General features: G+C 70.6%; 13 protein-coding genes and 3 pseudogenes. 7 read left to right on the top strand and 9 right to left on the bottom strand.

The features are described 5' to 3' along the window. Positions 1-185 precede the first annotated feature (185 nt). Positions 186-513, bottom strand: a pseudogene (locus ACFYOP_RS14470) (hypothetical protein); the annotation flags it as partial. Between the two features lie 94 nt (positions 514-607). On the opposite strand from ACFYOP_RS14470, the gene ACFYOP_RS14465 reads away from it, so the two are divergent. Together ACFYOP_RS14465 and ACFYOP_RS14460 are read left to right on the top strand one after the other, a co-directional pair. Further along, positions 608-2,677 carry a TPM domain-containing protein gene (locus ACFYOP_RS14465; protein WP_356892580.1) on the top strand — a complete coding sequence of 690 codons (2,070 nt, stop codon included), beginning with the start codon at positions 608-610 and terminating at the stop codon, positions 2,675-2,677. 46 nt (positions 2,678-2,723) lie between these two features. Then, positions 2,724-3,434, top strand: coding sequence for a PspA/IM30 family protein (locus ACFYOP_RS14460; RefSeq protein ID WP_356892471.1), 711 nt, complete (start codon positions 2,724-2,726; stop codon positions 3,432-3,434). A 474-nt stretch (positions 3,435-3,908) separates the two neighbouring features. Here the strand turns inward: ACFYOP_RS14460 and ACFYOP_RS14455 are convergent, their stop codons facing one another. From ACFYOP_RS14455 to ACFYOP_RS14435, 5 genes are all read right to left on the bottom strand, one after another. Next, the gene (locus ACFYOP_RS14455; RefSeq protein WP_356892473.1) at positions 3,909-6,491 is read right to left on the bottom strand and encodes a SpoIIE family protein phosphatase; all 2,583 of its coding nucleotides are present in this window, start codon (positions 6,489-6,491) and stop codon (positions 3,909-3,911) included. A 147-nt stretch (positions 6,492-6,638) separates the two neighbouring features. Then, complete coding sequence (locus ACFYOP_RS14450; protein WP_356892582.1) at positions 6,639-7,055, bottom strand: ATP-binding protein; 417 nt, start codon at positions 7,053-7,055, stop codon at positions 6,639-6,641. A 123-nt stretch (positions 7,056-7,178) separates the two neighbouring features. Beyond that, a complete protein-coding gene (locus tag ACFYOP_RS14445) occupies positions 7,179-7,598 on the bottom strand; it encodes a (deoxy)nucleoside triphosphate pyrophosphohydrolase (RefSeq protein ID WP_356892475.1) in 420 nt (139 codons plus the stop codon). A 79-nt stretch (positions 7,599-7,677) separates the two neighbouring features. Further along, positions 7,678-7,857: an SPOR domain-containing protein gene (locus ACFYOP_RS14440; RefSeq protein ID WP_356892477.1), complete on the bottom strand. Its 180-nt coding sequence runs from the start codon at positions 7,855-7,857 to the stop codon at positions 7,678-7,680. Between the two features lie 196 nt (positions 7,858-8,053). Continuing rightward, positions 8,054-8,806, bottom strand: a complete 753-nt coding sequence (locus ACFYOP_RS14435) for a GntR family transcriptional regulator (protein ID WP_356892479.1) — start codon at positions 8,804-8,806, stop codon at positions 8,054-8,056. Positions 8,807-9,044: 238 nt separating this feature from the next. Here ACFYOP_RS14435 and ACFYOP_RS14430 point away from each other — a divergent pair, with 238 nt between their 5' ends. Continuing rightward, positions 9,045-10,412, top strand: coding sequence for a glycoside hydrolase family 18 protein (locus ACFYOP_RS14430; RefSeq protein ID WP_356892481.1), 1,368 nt, complete (start codon positions 9,045-9,047; stop codon positions 10,410-10,412). A 65-nt stretch (positions 10,413-10,477) separates the two neighbouring features. On the opposite strand, the gene ACFYOP_RS14425 is transcribed toward ACFYOP_RS14430, so the two are convergent. Together ACFYOP_RS14425 and ACFYOP_RS14420 are read right to left on the bottom strand one after the other, a co-directional pair. After that, on the bottom strand, positions 10,478-11,626 hold the full coding sequence (locus ACFYOP_RS14425; RefSeq protein WP_356892483.1) for a DUF4190 domain-containing protein: 1,149 nt from the start codon (positions 11,624-11,626) through the stop codon (positions 10,478-10,480). A gap of 164 nt (positions 11,627-11,790) precedes the next feature. Beyond that, positions 11,791-13,374, bottom strand: coding sequence for a S8 family peptidase (locus tag ACFYOP_RS14420; protein WP_356892485.1), 1,584 nt, complete (start codon positions 13,372-13,374; stop codon positions 11,791-11,793). A 198-nt stretch (positions 13,375-13,572) separates the two neighbouring features. Between ACFYOP_RS14420 and ACFYOP_RS14415 the strand changes: the two are divergent. Beyond that, positions 13,573-14,661, top strand: a pseudogene (locus ACFYOP_RS14415) (pyridoxal-phosphate dependent enzyme). Positions 14,662-14,715: 54 nt separating this feature from the next. Here the strand turns inward: ACFYOP_RS14415 and ACFYOP_RS14410 are convergent. Then, positions 14,716-16,134 (bottom strand): annotated as a pseudogene (locus tag ACFYOP_RS14410) (DEAD/DEAH box helicase); the annotation flags it as partial. Between the two features lie 304 nt (positions 16,135-16,438). On the opposite strand from ACFYOP_RS14410, the gene ACFYOP_RS14405 reads away from it, so the two are divergent. The 3 genes from ACFYOP_RS14405 to ACFYOP_RS14395 all read left to right on the top strand — a co-directional run bounded on the left by ACFYOP_RS14405 (position 16,439) and on the right by ACFYOP_RS14395 (position 20,779). Beyond that, the gene (locus ACFYOP_RS14405; protein ID WP_356892487.1) at positions 16,439-16,567 is read left to right on the top strand and encodes a DUF6408 family protein; all 129 of its coding nucleotides are present in this window, start codon (positions 16,439-16,441) and stop codon (positions 16,565-16,567) included. A 163-nt stretch (positions 16,568-16,730) separates the two neighbouring features. After that, positions 16,731-18,788 carry a DUF2075 domain-containing protein gene (locus tag ACFYOP_RS14400; protein WP_356892489.1) on the top strand — a complete coding sequence of 686 codons (2,058 nt, stop codon included), beginning with the start codon at positions 16,731-16,733 and terminating at the stop codon, positions 18,786-18,788. Positions 18,789-18,898: 110 nt separating this feature from the next. After that, on the top strand, positions 18,899-20,779 hold the full coding sequence (locus ACFYOP_RS14395) for a DUF2075 domain-containing protein (protein WP_356892491.1): 1,881 nt from the start codon (positions 18,899-18,901) through the stop codon (positions 20,777-20,779). Positions 20,780-20,884: the final 105 nt, after the last annotated feature.

The following is a 20,884-nucleotide window of genomic DNA, read 5'->3' as shown; positions in this document are numbered from 1 at the left end:
CCCGGCCGGCGGGCCGGGCGGGCCCGGTTGTTCGGGCGGCCCGGTTGTTCGGGCGGCCCGGTGACGCACCGGCGCGGCGGGCACACTGCCCGGCGGGCCGGCGTCCGGGGCCTCCCGCGGTACGCCGGGCGGGCGGGCCACGCGGCCAGGGCGGTCCACAGGCCGACGGCCGCAGGTCCACCGGGTCAGCACCACCCGGCGCGGTAGGCCCGCCAGTCATCCTCCTCCGCCGCGAAGTCGACGTACAACGCGACACGGAAGCGTTTCCGGTCGCGGTCCGTGCGCCCGGGCCCCAGACGGGTGCCGCGGGACCGCGGCCGCGACCGTCTCCGCGTTCTCATGGTGGCCCAGGTCGTCCTCGTGGAAGAACGGCAGCCCCATCAGCAGATCGGTGCTCTCCGGCGTGACCTCGAGCGCCAGCTCCGTCTGGTGCGCGACCTGGCCGCCGTACACGGACTCCAGCGGCATCCAGGTGTCGTACGACGTGAGCGCGATCTGGTCGACCCGCCGCGTCTCCATGCGGTGCAGGACTGCTGCCGGGGTGGCCGCGGTTCCGGACGGCGCCGGGTCGCGGCGGGACAGAGCGCGACTTAGCCTCCGAAATGTGATGCGAACAGCCGCCCGTATCCTCCTCGCCGTGCTGACGGCGGCCTGGTGGCTGATCGCGCCCGCCGCCGGGACCGTCACCGCCGACGATCCCCTGGACCTCTCCCGGCAGGGTCAGATCACCGACCGTGTGGGCGCGCTCGGCGACCGCGAGGCGCAGGTGTCCCAGGCCCTCGACCGCCTCTACGCCGAGCAGCGGCTGCAGCTCTTCGTCGTCTACGTGACCGGCTTCTCCGGGCGCTCCGCCCAGGAGTGGACCGCTGCGACAGCAACCAGGAACGGGCTGGGGCAGCAGGACGCCCTGCTCGCCGTCGCCACCCGCGACCGGCAGTACGCGTACTGGGTCGACAACGCCTCGCGTCTGACCGACGCCCAGCTGGCGGAGGTCGCGGCGACGGCCGTGGAGCCCGCGCTGCGGGAGAACGACTGGGCGGGCGCCGCGATCGGCGCCGCCGACGGCTACGGCGCGGTGCTGTCCGGCGAGCCCGTACCCACGGTGGCCATCACGCCCGGCGAGGCCGACCCGGGCGGCAGCGCCGGTACGGGCTCGGGCGACCTGGTGCTGCCCATCGCGCTGCTCGGCGGCGCCGGCGCGTTCGCCGCGTACGCGTACACGAAGCGCAGGCGGCGCACCGCCACCCGCACCACACCCCAGGGCGGCCAGGAGGGCTGGGGAGCGCCGGAGCATCCGCCGCTCCCCGAGCTGGACGCCAAGTCCCGCCAGGCACTGGTGGACACCGACGACGCCGTACGCACCAGCCAGGAGGAACTCGGCTTCGCGGCGGCGCAGTTCGGGGACGAGGCGGCACGGCCGTTCCAGGAGGCGGTGGCGCACGCGCAGCAGGAGCTGACCGCCGCCTTCCGGCTGCGCCAGCAGCTCGACGACGCCTACCCCGAGGACGACGCCACGCGGCGCAGGATGCTCGAGGAGATCCTCGCCCGCTGCTCGGAGGCGAATCGCCGGCTGGACGCCGAGTCCGAGGACTTCGACCGGCTGCGCGACCTGGAGCGGAACGCCCCGCAGGCCCTGGCCGCCGCGGAGGCCGCCTGCCGGGACGCCGACGGCCGCGTGGTCAGCGCCGAGGCCACGCTCGGCGTGATGCGCGAGCGGTACGCGTCGTCCGCGGCGGCGCCCGTCGCGGACGACGTGGAGCAGGCCAAGGACCGGCTGGAGTTCGCGACGAGCAGTCTCGGCCAGGCCCGGGAGGCCGTCGACGCCGGCGACAACGGCCGCGCCGCCGTACGGGTACGGGCGGCGGAGGCGGCCGTCGCCCAGGCCACCCGGCTCATCGAGGCGGTCGACCGCCGGGCGCGGGAACTGGCGGAAGCGGCCGGGAAGCTGCCGGGCGCGCTGACCGAGACCGAGACGGACCTGGCAGAGGCGCGCGGGCTCGTCGAGGGGACCGAGGGCACGTCGACGGCCACGCTCCAGGGCCGGATCGCCCGCGCGGAGTCGGTCGTCGCGGAGGTGCGTGGCGCGACGGAGGCCGGTCCGTACGACCCGATCGACGCGCTGCGCCGGGTGGAGGAGGCCGACGCCGGGCTGGACGAGGCCCTGGCCGGCGTCCGGGAGCAGGAGCAGGGGACGCGGCGCGCCCGGGCGCTGCTCGACCGGGCGATGCTCGGCGCGCGCTCCGGCATCGGCGCGGCAGCCGACTACATCACCACCCACCGCGGCGCCGTCGGCAGCGAGGCCCGGACCCGGCTGGCGGAGGCCCAGCGGCGGCTGGAACGGGCGGAGGCGCTCGCCGGGGACGACGGCGGGAAGGGCGGCGATCCGCAGACGGCCCTGGCGGAGGCGCAGCGCGCGGACTGGCTGGCGCAGCAGGCGCAGAGCCTCGCGGAACACGACGTACGCGGATTCGGGAACACGTACGGGCCGGGCGGTGTATCAGGAGTGGGCAGGCCGGGAGGCGGTCTCGGGGGCGCGACGCTCGGCGGGATCCTCCTCGGCGGAGTACTGGGCGGGGGGCGGGGGCGTGGCGGGTTCGGCGGCGGGGGTTTCGGTGGCGGTCCCGGCAGCTTCGGCGGGGGCGGCACCCGGGGGCGGATGGGCGGAGGGCGGTTCTGAGGCGTTTCCGTGTGGTCTTTCCGTATGGCGTTCAAGGAGCAGTGGCATGACCAAGCAGACCGTTCTCGGGCGGGTGGCCCAGCTGGCGAAGGCCAACATCAACGCGTTGCTCGACCAGGCCGAGGATCCGCAGAAGATGCTCGACCAGCTGATCCGCGACTACACGAACAACATCGTGGAGGCGGAGCAGGCCGTGGCGAGCACCATCGGCAATCTGCGCCTCATGGAGCAGGACCACGAGGAGGACGTGGCGGCGGCCCGCGAATGGGGCACGAAGGCGCTGGCCGCCAGCAGAAAGGCGGACGAGCTGCGAAGCTCGGGACAGCCGGCGGAGGCGGACAGGTTCGACAACCTGGCGAAGGTGGCACTGGGCAGACAGCTGCAGGCCGAGCAGGAGGCGAAGACCGCGGAACCGGCGATCGCCTCCCAGACGGCGGTCGTCGACAAGCTCAAGTCGGGGCTGGAGCAGATGAAGGCGAAGCTGGGCCAGTTGCAGACGAAGCGGGACGAGCTGGTGGCGAGAGCGAAGTCCGCGGAGGCGCAGAACCGGATGATGGACGCCGTGCGGAGCGTCGACGTCCTCGACCCGACGAGCGAGCTGCACCGCTTCGAGGACAAGGTCCGACGGGAGGAGGCGAGGGCGCTGGGGAAACAGGAACTGGCGGCGTCGTCGCTGGACGCGCAGTTCGAACAGCTGGAGGGGATGGGGGACACGGCGGAGATCGAGGCGAGGTTCGCTGCGCTGAAGGGGGCGTAGGGGTGGGGGGCCGCGGGCGGCGCCTGCGGCGAGCTTGTCCCCTGCCCTCCCCCTGCGGGCTGGCGGCCGCCGGGGCCCCCGCCTTCCCGCAACCGGGCTCTGCCCGGACCCGCGCCTCAATCGCCGGCAGGGCTGGAACGTGTCGGTCTTGTCGGGGCTCCGCCCCGAACCCCGCGCCCGATCTCCCCTACGGCCTGGCGACCGTAGGAGGTACCCCCCGCGGCGCCGGGTGTGGCGGTCCCGTCGGGGCTCCGCCCCGCGCCCGTTACCGCGCTCCGCGCGGTGGCCTTAGACGCCGGCCGGGCTGGAGTTGCCGGGCACATCCAGCCCCGCTCGGGGCACCCCTCACGGCCGCCAGGCCGCAGGGGGAGATCGAGGGCACGGCCGAAGGCCGTGGGTCCGGGGGCTGCCCCGCCGCGCGGCGGGGCCGCACATCCGGTCAGCGGGAAGGGGCGGGGTGGGGAAGCTCCCCCCTCAGAACATGCTGAGCAGCTGCTCCACCGTCGGCTCCGCCGACCCCTCTCCGTCCGGCAGCGCAAGCTCGAACCACACCGTCTTGCCGCGTGGCGTCCGCCGCGAGCCCCACGCCGCGCTGAGCAGGCCGACCAGTTGCAGGCCGCGGCCGCCCTCGTCCGTGTCGCGGGCGCGGCGGCGCCTGGGCTGGACCAGGCCCGCGTCCCACACCTCGCAGACCAGCGTCCGGTCGCGCAGCAGCCGGAGTCTGATCTCGCCCTCGCCGTAGCGCAGCGCGTTGGTGACGAGCTCGCTGACGAGGAGTTCGACGGTGTCGATCAGGGCTTCGAGGCCCCAGGCCGTGAGCTGGCCGCGGGCGAGTTCGCGCGCGCGACCGACGGAACGGGGCTCGCGCGGCAGCCGCCAGTCGCCGACGGCTTCGGCCGGCAGGCCCTGGATACGGGCCATCAGCAGCGCGATGTCGTCCTCGCCGTGCCGTGTGTCGAGCGCTCCGAGCACGTGGTCGCAGACGTCCTCCAGCGGCCGGACCGGATCGGTGAGCGCCGTGCGGAAGGCTCGCAGGCCCTCGTCGAGCGGGTGGTCGCGGGACTCGACCAGACCGTCGGTGTAGAGGGCGAGGAGGGAGCCCTCGGGCACTTCGACCTCCACCTCCTCGAAGGGTTCGCCGCCGACGCCGAGCGGCATCCCGGGCGGCACGTCGAGCAGCAGCGCCTCCTCGCCCGGTTCGACGAGCACGGGCGGCAGGTGGCCCGCGTTGGCGAAGGTGCAGCGGCGGGTGACCGGGTCGTAGACCGCGTAGACGCAGGTGGCGAGGTAGACCTCGGAGAGGTCGGCCTCGCGGGAGGCGTGGGCGACGCGGGACGGGACCTGGGCGCCGCCCGGGGGCCGTCCGGACTTCGCGGGGCTGCCGAGCCCGCGGGCGATCTCGTCGAGCGCCGAGAGCACTTCCGCCGGTTCCAGGTCCAGCAGCGCCAGTGTCCGTACGGCGGTGCGCAGTTCGCCCATGGCGACGGCCGCCCGCAGCCCGCGGCCCATCACATCGCCGACGACCAGCGCGGTGCGGTGACCCGGCAGTTCGATGACGTCGAACCAGTCGCCGCCCACCTCGGTCGCGGCGGCGCCGGGGAGGTAGCGGCAGGCGATGTCGAGTCCGGCGGCCTCGGGGTCGCCGGGCGGCAGCAGACTGCGCTGGAGGATGAGGGCCCGCTCGTGCTCCCTGCGGTACAGGCGGGCGTTGTCGATGCAGACGGCGGCGCGGGCGGCGAGTTCGACCGCGAGCGCCCGGTCCCGCTCCCCGAAGGGTTCGCTGCCCTTGGTGCGGGAGAACTGCGCCAGTCCGACGACGGTGTCGTGCGCCACCATGGGCACGGCCAGCGTCGACTGGACGAGGCTGCCGTCCTCCCCGGGGACCGTCCGGATACGGGCGGTGCGCAGGGCCCCGGCGCAGGGGGAGTTGAACGGGTAGCGGTGGACCTCGCCGACGGCGGTGGGGGCGCTGCCTTCGGCGACGCAGCCCGGGGTGGTCATCAGCGGGGCGTCGGAGACGGCGCTGGCGAAGGCGACCCGCCGCAGTTCGGCGCTGCCCCCTCCGAAGCTCTCCGAGCGGGCGGATCCCCACTGTCCTGGCGGGGCCTCCTCTCCGGTGAGCAGCCCTTGGTACAGGTCGACGGAGGCGAGGTCACAGAAACCGGGGACGGCGACGTCGAGGAGTTCGCGGGCGGTGGTCTCCAGGTCGAGGGAGTTGCCGATGCGGGCGCTCGCCTCGTTGAGGAGGGCGAGGTTGCGCCGGGCGTTCGCGGCTTCCCGGGCGGCAATGTGACGGCGTGTGACATCGGTGCCGAGCCCGGCCACACCGACGGGCCGGCCGGAACCGCCGTGTACGCGGTAGAGGTTGACCGACCAGTGCCTGCGGTCGGTGCTTCCGGGTGCCGTGCCGACGAGCTGGAGGTCGGTGACGGACTCGCCGGTCTCCAGGACGCGGCGCAGGGCGGCGTCCATCCGTTCGGCCTCTGGGCGGGAGAGGTAGTCGTGGACCGTCCGGCCGCGGTGGTCCTCCGCGGCGCCGCCGAAGACGGTGGCGAAGCGCTGGTTGGCGCGCTGCACGGTGAGATCGGTGCCGAAGAGCAGAAAGCCGAAAGGAGATTGGCCGAAAATCGCCTGCGATGCGGCGAGGTCGGACTCGATCCGGCGCAGCGCCCGGACGTCGACGACGATGCAGAGCGCGGCCTGTTCGCCCAGGGGCGTCCGGCTGGGCATCACATAGATCTCGGCGAGACCGTGGGTCCGGCCGGCTCCCGGCATCCGGAACGGGACGAGTCCCGTCCACTCCTTGCCGTCGAGGACTTCGGCGATCCGGCGGTGGCCCCGCGGACGCAGCTCCGCCGGCATGAAGACCTCGACCGGGTCCTTGCCCCTGACCTCGTCGGCGGTGATGCCGAACAGTTCCGCGGCCCGGTCGCTCCACTGGTCGACCAGTCCGTCGTGACCGATCGAGAAGGAAGCCACCTTGATGTAGTCATAGATCGAGCCGGGCGGGCTGCTCTGCCATACGACATCGCTCGCCGTCTCAGGTATTTCGCTCACGCGACCGTCCCCTCCAGCTCACCCACCGGACCGGCCATGACCGCAGTATTCAGCACTACGGCTCCCACCGACACGGCGTTCACGATCACAGAGAGGTCTCGTTCGTTTTGAGCCGACTCAAGGCGTGATCGTCGTCCCTGAGGTCTTCTAACCAGCCAGAGCCAGCTCGAACCACACGGTCTTGCCCGTCCTGCCGCGCCGCGTGCCCCAGCGCCGAGCGGAACAAGCCACCAACTGCAGGCCGCGGCCGCTTTCGTCATCCGACCGCGCGGACTTCTCGACCGGCGGATCCGGAAGCGGATCGGAGACTTCGACCCGCAGGAGGGGCAGCGGGTCGCCGCTTTCCGGCCGGAAGAGCCGGACGGTGATCGGACCGGGGGTGTAGCGCTCGGAATTGGTCACCAGCTCGCTGACCAGGAGCACCGTCACGTCTCCGACAGCGGCGTCCAGCCCCCATTCACCCAGTGTGTCGCGGACGGCATGACGGGCCGTGCGCACCACGTTCGGTTCGGCCGGAAAAGTCCACTCGGCGCATTCGCCTCTGGTGCCGATCACACCGACCACTTCCCGATCACCACCGGAATCGTGTCCCATTTCAGGGGGTTAATCGGGACATACCCCTTTTGCGGCCCGGTTTACCGTGCCCGGCCCGCAATGGCGGCACCCATGGCACCAACGGCGCACAGCTCAACGGCGCGCGCCTTCCCCGGCCCCTTCACGGCGCAGGCGCGCCCATGCGGCGACCGCGGGCCGGTCCTGGTCGAGCCAGTCGACGGTGTCGAGCTCGCCGGGCGCGAGCCAGCGCAGTGCGTCGTGGTCCTGAAGAGGGCTCGGCTCACCGGACACCAGCCGGACCGTCCACACCTGGAGCACGTATCCGGGCCGCAGCGGCCACTCGCCGGGGACCCGCTCGACCGGCTCCGTCTCGATGCCCAGCTCCTCGCGCAGCTCCCGCACCAGCGCCTGCTCGGGGCTCTCGCCCGGCTCCAGCTTGCCGCCGGGAAGCTCCCAGCGTCCCGCGAGCTCCTCGGGGGCGCTGCGGCGCGCGGCGAGGAGCCGCCCTTCCTCGTACACGGCGCCGGCCACGACCACCACACGATCAGTCATGCGGCGGAGCGTACTGCGCGCCGGAGCACGACCCGACGAACCCTGGGGCCGGACGGGACCCGGCGCTCCGGCGGCGCCGTCAGCGGGTCGTCCGGCCGATGCGTTCGATCCAGTAGAGCTGCTTGTGGCCGCGGCCGTCGAGGGAGTCCGCGATCTTCTGCGCCTCGGCCTCGGTGGCGTACCTGCCGACGCGGTAACGGTTGCCGTTGTCGTCCTGCCGTATGACGAGCCAAGGCAGGACAGCGCCGCTGTCGGTCATCGCACCCCTCCCTCGGCCCACCCGAGTGTTCGTAACGATCGCCAGGAAACCGCAGTATGCATATGCGGAAGCCTACGCCTGGCATTTACTGAGCGGATACGGGTTTTTACAAAGAGACATGAAGTGGGGGCGCATCCGGCCGGATGCGCCCCCACTGCCGGCTTGCGGCGTCAACTCCCGACTGTCGGCTGCCGGCTCACTTCACCGGCAGGTGGTACGCGATCCGGTAGCGGTCCGCGGGCACGACGACGTCCGCCGTCTCGACCGGGCGCCCCGAGGCGTAGTACGTCCGCTCGATGACCATCACGACATGGCCCGGGACGCCACCGAGCGCCAGCAGCTCCTCCGCGAGGCCGGGACGGGCGCCGACCTGCTCCGTCACGTTGTCCACGACGACGTCGATGGCGGCCATCCGCTCGACGACGCCGCAGCCTCCGAGCGGGCCGTCCTCGGGCAGCATGACCGGGGTGCGGCCGGTGACTTCGAGGGACTCCCAGGAGGTGGAGAGCATCATCGCCTCGCCCGCGTCCCGGAAGACATAGCGCGTGCGCATCACGCGGTCGCCGGCCTTGATGTCGAGCCGGGCGGCCACCTCGGGCGTCGCCGCCTCCTGCTCGCTGGTGGACTCCCAGGTGCCCCTCGCCTCCTCCGCGGCCTGCTCCTGACGGAAGGGGCTCGCGCCCGACGGCGGCCGGAAGCCGGAGCGGGCGACCCTCCGCGGCACCGGCCGCTCGCGCACATAGGTCCCCGAACCGGATCTGCCCTCCACCAGGCCCTCGGCCATCAGGACCTTGCGGGCCTCGAGGGCGACCGTGTCGGAGACGCCGTACTCCTCGCGGATGCGGGCCTGCGAGGGGAGGCGGGTGTGCGGCGGCAGCGAGCCGTTCACGATCTTCTCGCGGAGATCGCTCGCGACGCGCAGATAAGCGGGCTGCTCACCGAAGGTCACTGGCCACTCCCAACAGGTTGACAGAGAGCAACAGCCTGACAACGGTCGGTTGTACACCGCAAGCATGGGCCAGAGTTTCACTCAAAGTGATGATTTGCTGCCGACCAGAGGTTTATCGGCGATACGGACATCCGGCACTCCGAAGGCCCTTGACCGCAATGGTCCATACCAATACGTTCCTGCGCACACGACACCCCTCCCGGAACCTGTTTCCGGTACGCGCACAGGAATGAGCCCGATGCGTCGAAGAACCTTTGTCCGGGCGGCCGTTGCCGTCTGCTCGCTCTCGCTCGTCGCCACCCTCGGCCCGGCCGCTGCCGCCACCTCCGCCCAGGACTCCCGTCACGGCGGCCACGGCCACGACCAGAAGCAGTCGTACAAGCGCGTCGGCTACTTCACCCAGTGGGGCGTCTACGGCCGCGACTTCCAGGTCAAGGACATGGACACCAGCGGCCAGGCCGCGAAGCTGACCCACATCAACTACGCCTTCGGCAACATCGACGCCGACGGCCGGTGCTTCACGGGCAACATCCCCGGCGAGGCCGACGCCTGGGCGGACTACGCGCGGCCGCTCCCGGCCGCCGATTCGGTCGACGGCGTCGCCGACACCGCCGAGCAGCCGCTCGCCGGCAACTTCAACCAGCTGCGCGAGCTCAAGGCCAGGCACCGCGGCCTCAAGGTCCTCATCTCGCTGGGCGGCTGGAGCTGGTCCACCCACTTCTCCGACGCCGCCCGCACCCCCGAGTCCCGCAAGGCGCTCGTCTCGTCCTGCATCGACCTGTACATCAAGGGCAACCTGCCGGTCGACGGCGCACGCGGCGGCGAGGCAGCGGCGGCCGGTCTCTTCGACGGCATCGACCTCGACTGGGAGTGGCCCGGTTCCGCGGGCGACACCGACACCGTGTACCGCCCGGAGGACAAGCGGAACTTCACGGCGCTGGTGCGCGAGTTCCGCACCCAGCTCGACGCCTACGCGAAGTCGCAGCAGAAGGCCGCGGGCGGCAAGCGCAAGCACTACGAGCTCACCGCCTTCGTGCCGACCGCGCCCGCGAAGATCGACGCCGGCTTCGAGGTCCGCAAGATCATGCGGGACTTCGACTTCGTCAATCTCCAGGGCTACGACTTCCACGTCTCCGGCGAGGAGACCACCGCCCAGCAGTCCGCGCTGTACGCCCGCGGGGACTTCAGCGTCGACCAGACCGTCCGCGACTGGATCCGGCGCGGCGCGCCGGCCCGCAAGCTGGTGGTCGGCATGCCCTTCTACGGTCAGGGCTGGACCGGGGTGGCCGGCGGGGGCGACGGCATGAACCAGCCGGCGGCCGGGCCGGCCCCGGCGACCTGGGCGGCCGGGTACGAGGACTACAAGGCCCTCAAGAAGCTCGCCGACTCCGGCGCGTACGAGGTGCACCGGGACCGGCGGAACGGGCACGCCTGGCTCTTCGACGGCACCACGCTGTGGACGTACGACGATCCGCAGGTGCTGCACGCCAAGACGTCCTACATCCGCCGGCACGGGCTCGGCGGCGCGATGTTCTGGTCGCTGGACGGGGACACCGCGGACGGCGAACTCACGGCCGCGGTCGACAGGGGGCTGAACCGGCGCTGACGCGTGGGGAAGCGGCCCTCGTCCCGGTGCGGCGCCGGGACGGGGGCCGCTCGCGCCCGGTGGCCTCAGGCCCCGGTCCCGTACTCCTCCGGCGGCGGGGTGGTGCTCAGGCCGAGTGCCTCGCGGGCCCTGGTCCGGGTCTGCCGGGTCAGTGCCGCCTCCGCCGCCGTCACCCGCTTCCAGAAGACGTCCTCGTCCGTCTCCTTCCCGGCGCGGCCCCATTCGCCGGCCGACTTCTCGAACTGCCGCCCCCGCTCGTCCAGCGCGGCGGACGCCTCCTGCGGCCACGAGCCGGCGCGGAGCGCCCCGGCCTGTTCCCGCAGGACGGCCGACATCTCCCGCGCCCAACTCCGGTGTGCGGCCGGGTCCTCGGCGAACTCGGCCTCGGGCTGTTCCCACGCCGCCTTTTCCACGGCGTGCTCGGCGTTGATGTACGACAGCTGGTCCGGATCGTGGCTGTCCGGGCCCACACGCAGTGATCCCTTGAGCCCGTCACCGGTGAAAGCGCAGGTCAGCATACGGTCACCGCGGGCCCAACTCCGCTCGGTCGGGATGTAGTAGTACGTCTCGACGTCCGCGGGGAGCGCCCATGAGTCGCGGGCGTAGGCGTCGTTGATGTCCAGGCAGGTCCTCTCGGCGAACTCCTCGCCCCGCGGGCCGCCGGGCGCCGGGTCGGACTTCTTGAGCCGGTAGGTGCCGGTCACCTCGGCGTCGTGCTCCTCGGCGCAGGGGACGATCCGTACGCTCACGACCACCCGTTCGAGATCACCGCCCGGCACGTCGAAGCAGTCGCCCCGGCGCAGGTCCTGGGTGCTCTTCGACCGGGCCGCGCCCTGGAATCCCTCCCGGAACCCGTTCCACGCCTCGCGCGCCTCGCCCGAGGCGATCATGAGCAGGACGAGCAGGGTGCTGATCGACGACAGGACGATGCCCGCGATCGCCATGCCCTTGCCGCGCCCGCCCTTCCGGCGGATCTGGGTGAGCGCGACGGCGCCGAGGATCAGCCCGAGCGGCGGCAGACAGCAGACGACGCCCACGACGAGGGAGGTGACGGCGACCCCGTTCACCGGTGGCGGGGCCGGCCGCTGCGGGTGCGGGTGTCCCCAGTTCTGCGGATACGGCGGCGCATACGGCTGGGGGTGCGGCGGTCGGTACGGCTGCTGGTACGGCTCCTGGGGCGCGAAGGGCTGCCCGCGCTGTTCGGAGGGGTCCACGGCTACGGGTGCTCCTCGTCGGTTCTATGGTTCGCACTCGGTGCGAACAGGCGCGCGCAGGATACGCGGCGTCAGGAACACGTCAGTGAGCGGCCCGTGGCACGGCGAAGGGCGGCCGCGCGAGCGGCCGCCCCTTTTGCTGTGCCGGTCACCGGCTCATGGGGTCAGAACTGCAGCGCCCAGGAGTCGATCTTTCCGGTGTCCCAGTAGTAGTTGTCGCTGACGCGCAGCTTCCAGGTGCCGTTGGCGGCCTCGGAAGAGGCGTTCACCGTGTAGGTGGTGTTGATGTCGTCGGAGCTGCCGCCGGTGCCGTAGTCCTTCAGCGTGTACGCGGTGCCGTCCGGGGCGACGAGCTGGACGCGGAGGTCACCGATGTACGTGTGCTGGATCTTGACCTCCACGGCGAGGTTCGACGGCGCGTTGCCCGAGATGCCGCTCACGGTGACCGGCGACTCGACGGTGGCGTTGTCGTTGATCGCGTAGTCGGCGGTGTTCTCGAAGCGGTCACCCGTCGGCGGCTCGGGGTCGGTGCCCCCGGTGCCCACGTACAGCAGGCGGTTCGGGGAACCGGTGCCCGGGTTTCCGACGACACCGCTGGTGGCGGCGGACGACAGGGCCGAGGAGACCTGGGCCGGCGTGGCGCTCCTGTTCTGCGCCAGGTACAGCGCGGCGGCGCCGGCGACGTGCGGGGCGGCCATCGAGGTGCCGGAGATGGTGTTCGTCGCCGTGTCGCTGCTGTTCCACGCCGAGGTGATCGACGAACCGGGGGCGAAGACGTCGAGCACGCTGCCGTAGTTGGAGAAGCTGGAGCGGGCGTCGGAGCTGGTGGTGGAGCCGACGGTGATGGCCTCGGCGACCCGCGCGGGCGAGTAGTTGGAGGCGTTGGAGTTGTCGTTGCCCGCGGCGACCGCGTAGGTCACACCGGAGGCGATGGAGTTGCGCACGGCGGTGTCGAGGGCGCTGTCGACGCCGCCGCCGAGGCTCATGTTGGCGACGGCCGGCTTGACGGCGTTGCGCGTCACCCAGTCGATGCCGGCGACGACCTGCGCGGTCGTGCCTGAACCCTGGTTGTTCAGCACGCGCACGCCGACGATCTTGGCCTTCTTCGCCACGCCGTGCGCGGAGCCCGCGACCGTACCGGCGACGTGGGTGCCGTGGCCGTGGCCGTCCTGGGCCGTGTTGTCGTTGTCGACGGCGTCGTAGCCGTACGTCGCACGGCCGCCGAAGTCGCCGTGCGTGATGCGCACACCGGTGTCGATGACGTAGGCGGTGACGCCCTCACCAGCGGTGTCCGGGTAGGTGTAACTCCGGTTCAGCGGAAGGGCCTTCTGATCGATCCGGTCGAGACCCCAGGAGGGAGGGCTCGGCTGCGTGCCGGAGACCGTGAAGACGCGGTTCTGCACGACGGACTCGACGGCCGGGTCCGCGGCGAACTTCTTGGCCTGCTGCTCGGAGAGTTCGACGGCGTAGCCGTTCAGCGCGGCGGTGTACGTCTTCTTGATCTTGGCGCCGTACTCCGCGGCGAGGGCCTTGCCCGCCTTGGACTCCGCGTCGGCCGCGGATTCGTCGAGGGTGACGATGTAACTGCCCGGGACGGAGTCCGGGGCGCCGGCGTTCTGGATGACGCCTTCCGGCGCCGGCTCGACCGCGACGGCCGGGAGAGCGGAGACCGTTCCGAACGCCAGGGCGGCGACGGCTATGGCGCTGACCGAAGTAAGTCTTCGCCGGGAATCACGCATCACTGACATGTGAGGGGTCCTCCTCATTGGTGGTGCGTCGCTGTGGGGGATCTTGAAGCTTGGCAAGAGCATGACAAGGCACACCACCGGGTTCGCGGCGTTCCAAGTCCACCTACCGAGCGAAAGATTGACTGATCCATAGGAATCCCACAAGAGGTCCGACCGACAAGTAACAAGCGCGTCACGGAGCTGCCATGCCGCCGGACCATGACGACCTATCACTGTCCGGACTGCGGCGCCCAGGCACCGACCACGCCCCTGACCTGGTGCTGTCCGGAGTGCCGGGGTCCCTGGGGCCTGGCTTTCAGCGCCGCCCCCCGTCCCGCTCACCGCCCTTGCGGGCCGGGTGAATTCCCTGTGGCGTTACGCGGAGGCACTGCCCCTCTCCGACCCGCGGCGTCGCTCGGGGAGGGCCGCACGCCGCTGGTGGAACTCACCCCGACCGTCTCGGCGAAGCTCGGCTTCCTGACGCCCACGCTCTCCTTCAAGGACCACGGCGCCGTCATGCTCGCCGAGCTCGCGCGCCGCCTCGCACCGCGCGAAGTGATCGCCGACAGCAGTGGGGACGCGGGCACGGCGATCGCCGCGTCCTGCGCCCGCGCGGGGCTGCGGTGCACCGTATACGTCCCCGAGGCCGCCTCCGCCAAGAAGGTCGAACAGATCCGGGCACACGGCGCACGGCTGGAAATCGTCCCCGGCGACCGGGAGGCCACCGCCGCGGCCGCCCGCACGCCCGCCGACGCGGACGGCGTCTTCTACGCGAGCCACGTCCACAACCCGTACTTCCCGCACGGCACCAAGACGTACGTCTACGAGCTGCGGGAGGACCCGGGCGGCCGGCTCCCGCAGGCGATCGTCGTCCCCGTCGGCAACGGCACGCTGCTGCTGGGGGCAGCTCAGGCACGGTCCGAACTCCACGCGCACGGGCTGATCGACACTCGTCCCGCGCTGGTCGCCGTCCAGGCCGGGGCGGTGTCACCGCCGGCCGCGGCGTTCCTCGCGGGCGCCGACGATCTCCTCGGCGGCGCCCCCGCGCGGCCGACGCTCGCCGAGGGCATCGCCATCCCACGACCGCCGCGGGCCCGTCGGATCCTGCGGGCGGTACGGGAATGGGCGGGACCTTCCTGACCGTCACGGAGGACGAGATCCGCGCCCGCGCAGGGCGATCTCGCCGCGCGGGGCCTGTTCGTCGAGTCGACGGGCGTGGCCTGCTCGGCGGCGGCCGGCGCGTGGACGGACCGGACGACCGTGGAGCCGCTGTGCGGAGCGGGGCTGAAAACAGGGCTTGCGCGGTGAGGGGGCCGGCGGCGGGCGGGGGCGCCCGCCCGCCCGTCACCCGCCACTCGCGCGTCAGGCCGGGGACGGCGCGTCCTCCGCCGATCCGGTGAGCCGCGGCTGTTCGTCCTTGGGGCCGCCGGTGAGCCGCCACTGTTCGTCCTCCGGCCCGCCGGTGAGCCGCCGCTGTTCGTCCTCGACGATCCGGCGAGCCAGCGAACCGACCGAGATGTCGACCGCGTCGGGCGTGGCCTCCGCGACATCGCTGCGGCGGGCGTACGCGTCGAACAGGCGCGACTTGTTCGCCAGGATGTCGAGCATCCGCTGGTCCACGCTGTCCGTGGCGAGCAGCCGGTGCACCTGCACGGCGCGCACCTGCCCCATCCGGTGGGCGCGGGCGACCGCCTGGTGCTCCATCGTCGGCTTCACCTGCGGCTCGCAGATGATGACCACGGACGCCGCCTGCAGGTTGAGCCCGACACCGCCCGCCTCGATCTGGGCCAGCAGCACCGCGTGCCCGGGCTCGGCGGTGAACTCGTCGACGAGCTGCTGGCGGCGCGCCGCCGGGACGCTCCCCGAGATCGGGCCGAGTACCCGGCCGCCGGCCAGGGCCTCCTGGACCGTGCCGAGGACATCGCGGAAGTACGAGAACACCACCACCTTGAGCCCGTTCTCGGCGGCCTCCGCGACCAGTTCGCGCAGCCGCTCCAGCTTCGCCGACGTCGCGGGACGCGCGTACGCCGCCCTGCGCATCGCCATGAAGTTGCCGCTCACCACCGCCTCCCGGTACGCCTCCGCGTCGGACGCGCTGAACTCCTCCCACTCCTCCAGCTGCAGCAGCGACGGCAGTTCCGTGAGCACGTCCTGCTGGTTGCGGCGCAGATACGCCGGGGCGACCGCCCGGCGGAACGCCTGTGAACCCGCGACGGCGTCGCTGCCCTGGATGCCGGGCAGCAGCTCGGGCCGGAGGTGGCGGACCAGGTTGCGGAACTCCTCGACCCGGTTCTCCATCGGCGTACCGGTGAGGAACAGGACCCGCTCGCACCGCTCGGCCCAGCGGGACACCGCCTGGGAGCGGCGGGCGTCCGGGTTCTTCACGTAGTGGGCCTCGTCGACGACCAGCATCCCCGGTGGTGTGCCGTCGGGGACCGCCAGGGCGTGCAGGGCGTCGAAGGTGGTGATCGCGATGCCGCCGCGGTCGCACCAGTCGGCGTACGCGTCGCGGCGGTCGGGTCCGTGTACCGGCACCGGTCTCAGGGCGCTGCGGGACCTGACCTCACGCGTCCAGTTGATGAGGACGCTGGCCGGGCACACCACCAGGAAGTGGGTCTGCCCCCGCGCCGCGAGGTGGGCGAGCGCGGCGAGGGCCTGGACCGTCTTGCCGAGTCCCATCTCGTCGCCGAGGATCACCCGGCGCTGCGCGAGCGCGAACCGGGCACCGAAGGCCTGGTAGCCACGGAGCGAGACCCGGCGGTGGGCGTCGTCGAGCGGCTGGGCACAACCCCAGCACGGAAGTCCGTGCCAGCACCATGTGCAGCTCAGGTGCCCGACCGACCGTCCTCATCGGTCCATGCCCCCCGCCCCACCGGCCCGTCGGTGTCTGTGCCTCAACACCTCGCCCACGCTGTCCAGTCGTGGACTATCGTTGCCAATGCACCGCGTGCTCTCTTCGGAGGGTGTACGCGACGTGACCGGGGAGTAGTCAATGCCCTTCGGTTCGGTGACACAGCCCAATGGTGCGCTCCCGGCGGGAGCCATCCGGCGCCGTCACCGATCAAACCGAAGGGGAAGCATTCCTGTGGTTGCTGTCGAGTACGTGTCCAAGCGCCGCACCTGGGTCCGTGACGTCCTGGTTGGCATCGCGGCGAGCCTCGGCTCGAACCTGGCGTGGGCTTTGGCACAGGTCGTGGTGCACCGCCTCGGCTGAGCCGGGGCGGCGGGCGGGTCTCCAGGGGCCCGCCCTCCTCCCTTCGTAGCCGGGTAATCTGCGGAACGTCATTGCGGCCCGACGGGCTTCCGCTCCGCTTCGGCGAAGTCACGAAGGACATGCCCCCACCCGCACGAGCCATCTCGTGCCTGGGGAACCCTTCGTGCTCCTGCAACTGTCCGCAGCCGAACTCGGCCGGCTCATCGTGGCCCGAGCCGAATCGGCGCACCTCCCACTCACCGAGCGACTGATTCACGAGCATTCCCGGATCAAGGGAGGAGCGGCAGGCCAGGGTGACATCGCTTCCTGGAACAACAGCGTCCCCGTAGTGGTGAAAGCTCTGTTGGACTGCGGCCTCGACGAAGTAGAGGTGCAGGTCGAGGTCGACCTGCCGCACACCAACTCCGCAGTGGACCTGGTGCTGTGCGGCCAACACCCCGGCACGGGGACGGATTCGTACCTTGCGGTTGAGCTGAAGCAAGTACGGCACGCCACGGTGGACCCACTGTGCCCCATCGCCGTCGATCTCGGCTTCGGCGACGGGAAAAACAAGCTGCATCCAGTCCGGCAGGTCCAGCGCTACTGCGAGTACATGCTCCGCTATCTTCCCCATCTTCGCGAGAGCGAAAATCGGTTGATGGGTGTGGCGCTGCTCCACAACGCACGTGACGCGGATGTGGAGGCGCTGTTCGGTCTGCCCGAGACCGACCACGGCTTCCTCTACACGCTCGATGATCTGGCCCGCTTCCGACGAGTACTTACTTCGAGATTCGCCCCCGCGTCCGGGAAACGTGCGGCATCCGCGCTGGAGCAGGCCCGCCAAGACCCGTTGCTCAAGGTCACAGATGTTGCCCGTCAGCGCTCCGTCATCGGTGGCGGGCTTACGCTCCTCGACGAGCAGTACGTCGCGGTCGACCGGATCACCCGACACCTGGAAAAGACCAGCCACTTCACTGGCTTCGACGTCGGGTTGTTCTACGACGCCGAAGCCACCCACAGCCCGGCGCCCGATCCGGGCGTCAAGCGCGTCTACATCCTGCGGGGCGGCCCTGGCAGCGGGAAGAGCGCAGTGGCCCTCGAGTTGCAGCGTGCCCTCGGACTCAAGGGCCGCGAAGCCGTCCTGGCAAGCGGCTCACACGCCTACACGGAGACTCTGCGCGAGATCATGCTCAGTACAGCCCGTCGAGGGCAGACAGCAGCCAAGCGCCGCGCGGCCAGCAGGCTGTACCGGTACTTCAACAGCTTCAGTGAGAGCCCACCGGACAGCATCGATGTCCTCATCTGCGACGAGGCACACCGCATGCGACGCAGCTCGACATACCGCTGGATGCCGAAGTCTCTACGGGACGACGACCGACCACAGGCGACTGAGGTGATAAAAGCCGCCAAAGTGCCGATCTTTCTGCTCGACGATCATCAGTCGATCCGCCCGGACGAGGTGGGCACTGCCACGTATCTCAAAGAGCTCGCCGAGGACATGGGCTGCGATGTCGAAGTGACCGATCTGGAAGGCACGTTCCGCGCGGGCGGCAGCAAGCGGTACCAGCGCTGGGTCCAACAGTTGCTGGGCCTTGACCTTTCCGATCCGGTCGCCTGGCGACCAGACGGAAGGATGACGCTGACGGTCGCCGACTCCTCCGAGCAAATGGAGCAGTTCATCCGGGAACGCCATTTGGAAGGGGCCACAGCCCGCATCACCGCTGGCTTCTGCTGGCCGTGGAGCAACCCCGACGGCGAACAGCTTGTCGATGACGTACGCATTGGGGACTGGCGCCGACCTTGGAATGTGAAGCCGGAGCACAGCGTCCCGAACGCACCGCGGTCGGACCTGTGGTCGACCGATCGCCGTGGCGTCGACCAGATCGGCTGCGTGTACACAGCACAGACCTTCGAGTACGACTGGAACGGCGTCATCATCGGTCCCGATCTACTCTTCCGTGAGGGCAAGTTCAAGGTGGACCGGAGCGCTTCCTGCGATCCAGCCTTCCGGGGCCCGATCGACGACGCGATCGTCACCCGGTGCGTCCTCAACGCCTACCACGTGCTCCTTACCCGCGGCGTGGTCGGAACCGTGGTCTACGCGGTCGACCCGGCGACACACAACGAACTGCGCCGGCTCATCACAGGCGCCATCGGCATGCAGCACTACGACGGCGCTCAGCCGAAGCTCACCGCCGAAGGATCACAGCTGCCACCCGCCTACCGCAGACGGCACAGGTAACCTTGATCCCAACTTAGCTGCGGCCCGCCGGGCTTCCGCTCCGCCTGGCGGAGTCACGAAGGATATGCCCCCACCCGCACGAGATTCTTCGTGCTGCCTGGGGGCATGTCTTGCTGTTCCGCGACTCTGCCGAAGCGGTCGCCGCCGAGTGCCACTCCGGTGCCCTGTTCTTCCGCTTGACGGAGCAGTTCGTGCACGTTCACGGCCACAAGCCTGCTTCGTCCGAGCTGCGCTCGTGGGAGCGGAGCATCCCCGCGCTCGCGAGCGCGCTCAACGATGCCGGTCTCGGGCAGGTGGAGGTGCTTCTGGAATACGGACTGCCGCTGAACAGCAAGCGGGCCGATGCCATCCTGGCCGGCGTGCACCCCGATACCGGGCTCCCGTCGTACGTCGTCGTGGAGCTGAAGCAGTGGAGCAACGCGGAGCCTGACGATGACGATCCATCGCTGTGCCGCATCGACTCATACGCTCGGGCGGTACTGAATCCAGTCAACCAGGTGCGGGGCTACTGCAAGTACCTCATCTCCTTCAACGGAGCGCTCGCCGCACATCCTGAACGCGTCAACGGTGCTGCCTACCTGCACAATGCCACCGAGTTCGGCGTCAGCGGGCTCTTCGAGGTCGAGCAGGACCAGTATGGCCAGCTCTTCATCGGCGCACGACGCGGCGAGTTCATCGGCTATCTGCGGACGAAGCTGGCGTCGGAGTCCGGCGCATCGGCCGCGGATGAGCTGGTCAACGGGAAGATCGGCCCGTCCAAGCAACTGATGGCGGTGGCCGCCCAAGAGGTCCGCGAACGCGAACAGTTCGTGTTGCTGGATGAGCAGCAGATCGCGTACCGCACTGTCCTGAACGCCGTACGCCGGGCCAAGCAGTCCGACCACAAGGAGGTCGTGATCGTCACCGGCGGGCCCGGAACCGGCAAGAGCGTCATCGCCTTGTCGCTCCTCGGTGAGATGTACCGGCAGGGCACCACCGCCCTGCATGCGACAGGTTCCAGCTCGTTCACGACCACCATGAGGAAGGTCGCGGGCACCCGGAAGCGTGAGGTGAAGGACCTCTTCAAATACTTCAACAGCTTCATGACCGCCGAGCGCAACAGTCTCGACGTCCTTATCTGCGACGAGGCCCACCGCATGCGGGAGACATCGGCCAACCGCTATACGCCGGCATCGAACCGCACCGGCAAAGCGCAGATCGCGGAACTCATCGACGCGGCACGCGTTCCAGTCTTCCTGCTTGACGAGCACCAGGTCGTTCGGCCCGGTGAAATGGGCACGGTCTCGGAGATCAAGGCAGCCGCAGCAAAGCAGGGTCTCCACTGTCGGGTAGTTCCGCTGGACAGCCAGTTCCGGTGCGGTGGAAGCGAGGCATATCTGCGCTGGGTGGTAAGGCTGTTGGGGCTTGAGCCCGGCGGCCCGGTGGTATGGGAACCCGACGACAAAATGCAACTCATGGTGGTGGACAGCCCGCAGGAGTTGGAGGCATTCCTCGACGACCGCCGCTCCCAGGGATACAGCGCGCGCATGTCCGCAGGCTACTGCTGGAAGTGGACGAAGAAGGTGCCACCCGGGGAAGCACTGCCCGCGGACGTCGTCATCGGCGAGTGGGAACGGCCCTGGAACGTATTCGGCGACCGGGCCGTCGCAGGCGCGCCTCCAGCCGCGCTGTGGGCCACCGATCCGGCCGGTTTCGGGCAAGTGGGCTGCGTGTACACGGCGCAGGGCTTCGAGTACGACTGGAGTGGAGTCATCATCGGGCCCGACCTGCTGTGGCGCACCGACCGGTGGGTCACCGACCGTACAGCGTCCAAGGATCCAGTCTTCAAGAAGTCCATCCCCGACGCCGATGTGGACCGGCTGATCCGTAACACCTACAAGGTGCTGCTGACGCGAGGGATGATCGGCACCGTGGTGTACTCGACCGATGCCGAAACACGCCTAAAGCTCCGCGCCCTGGCCGGCGCGACCTCGAGCGTCGGAGTCGTGTAACTGACTGAGCCAGCCACGCATGGCAGCGCAACGATCCGTCGCGCGTTCAAGTCGCCCAGGTCAGTGGACACGCGCTCCTTTCCGAATGAGTTGGCCCTCAATATT

The organism is Streptomyces sp. NPDC006294 (assembly GCF_042870895.1).
In the GTDB taxonomy this organism is placed as follows: domain Bacteria; phylum Actinomycetota; class Actinomycetes; order Streptomycetales; family Streptomycetaceae; genus Streptomyces.
Note: the sequence above shows the minus strand (reverse complement) of the source record. Positions and strands in the feature narration are given on the sequence as shown.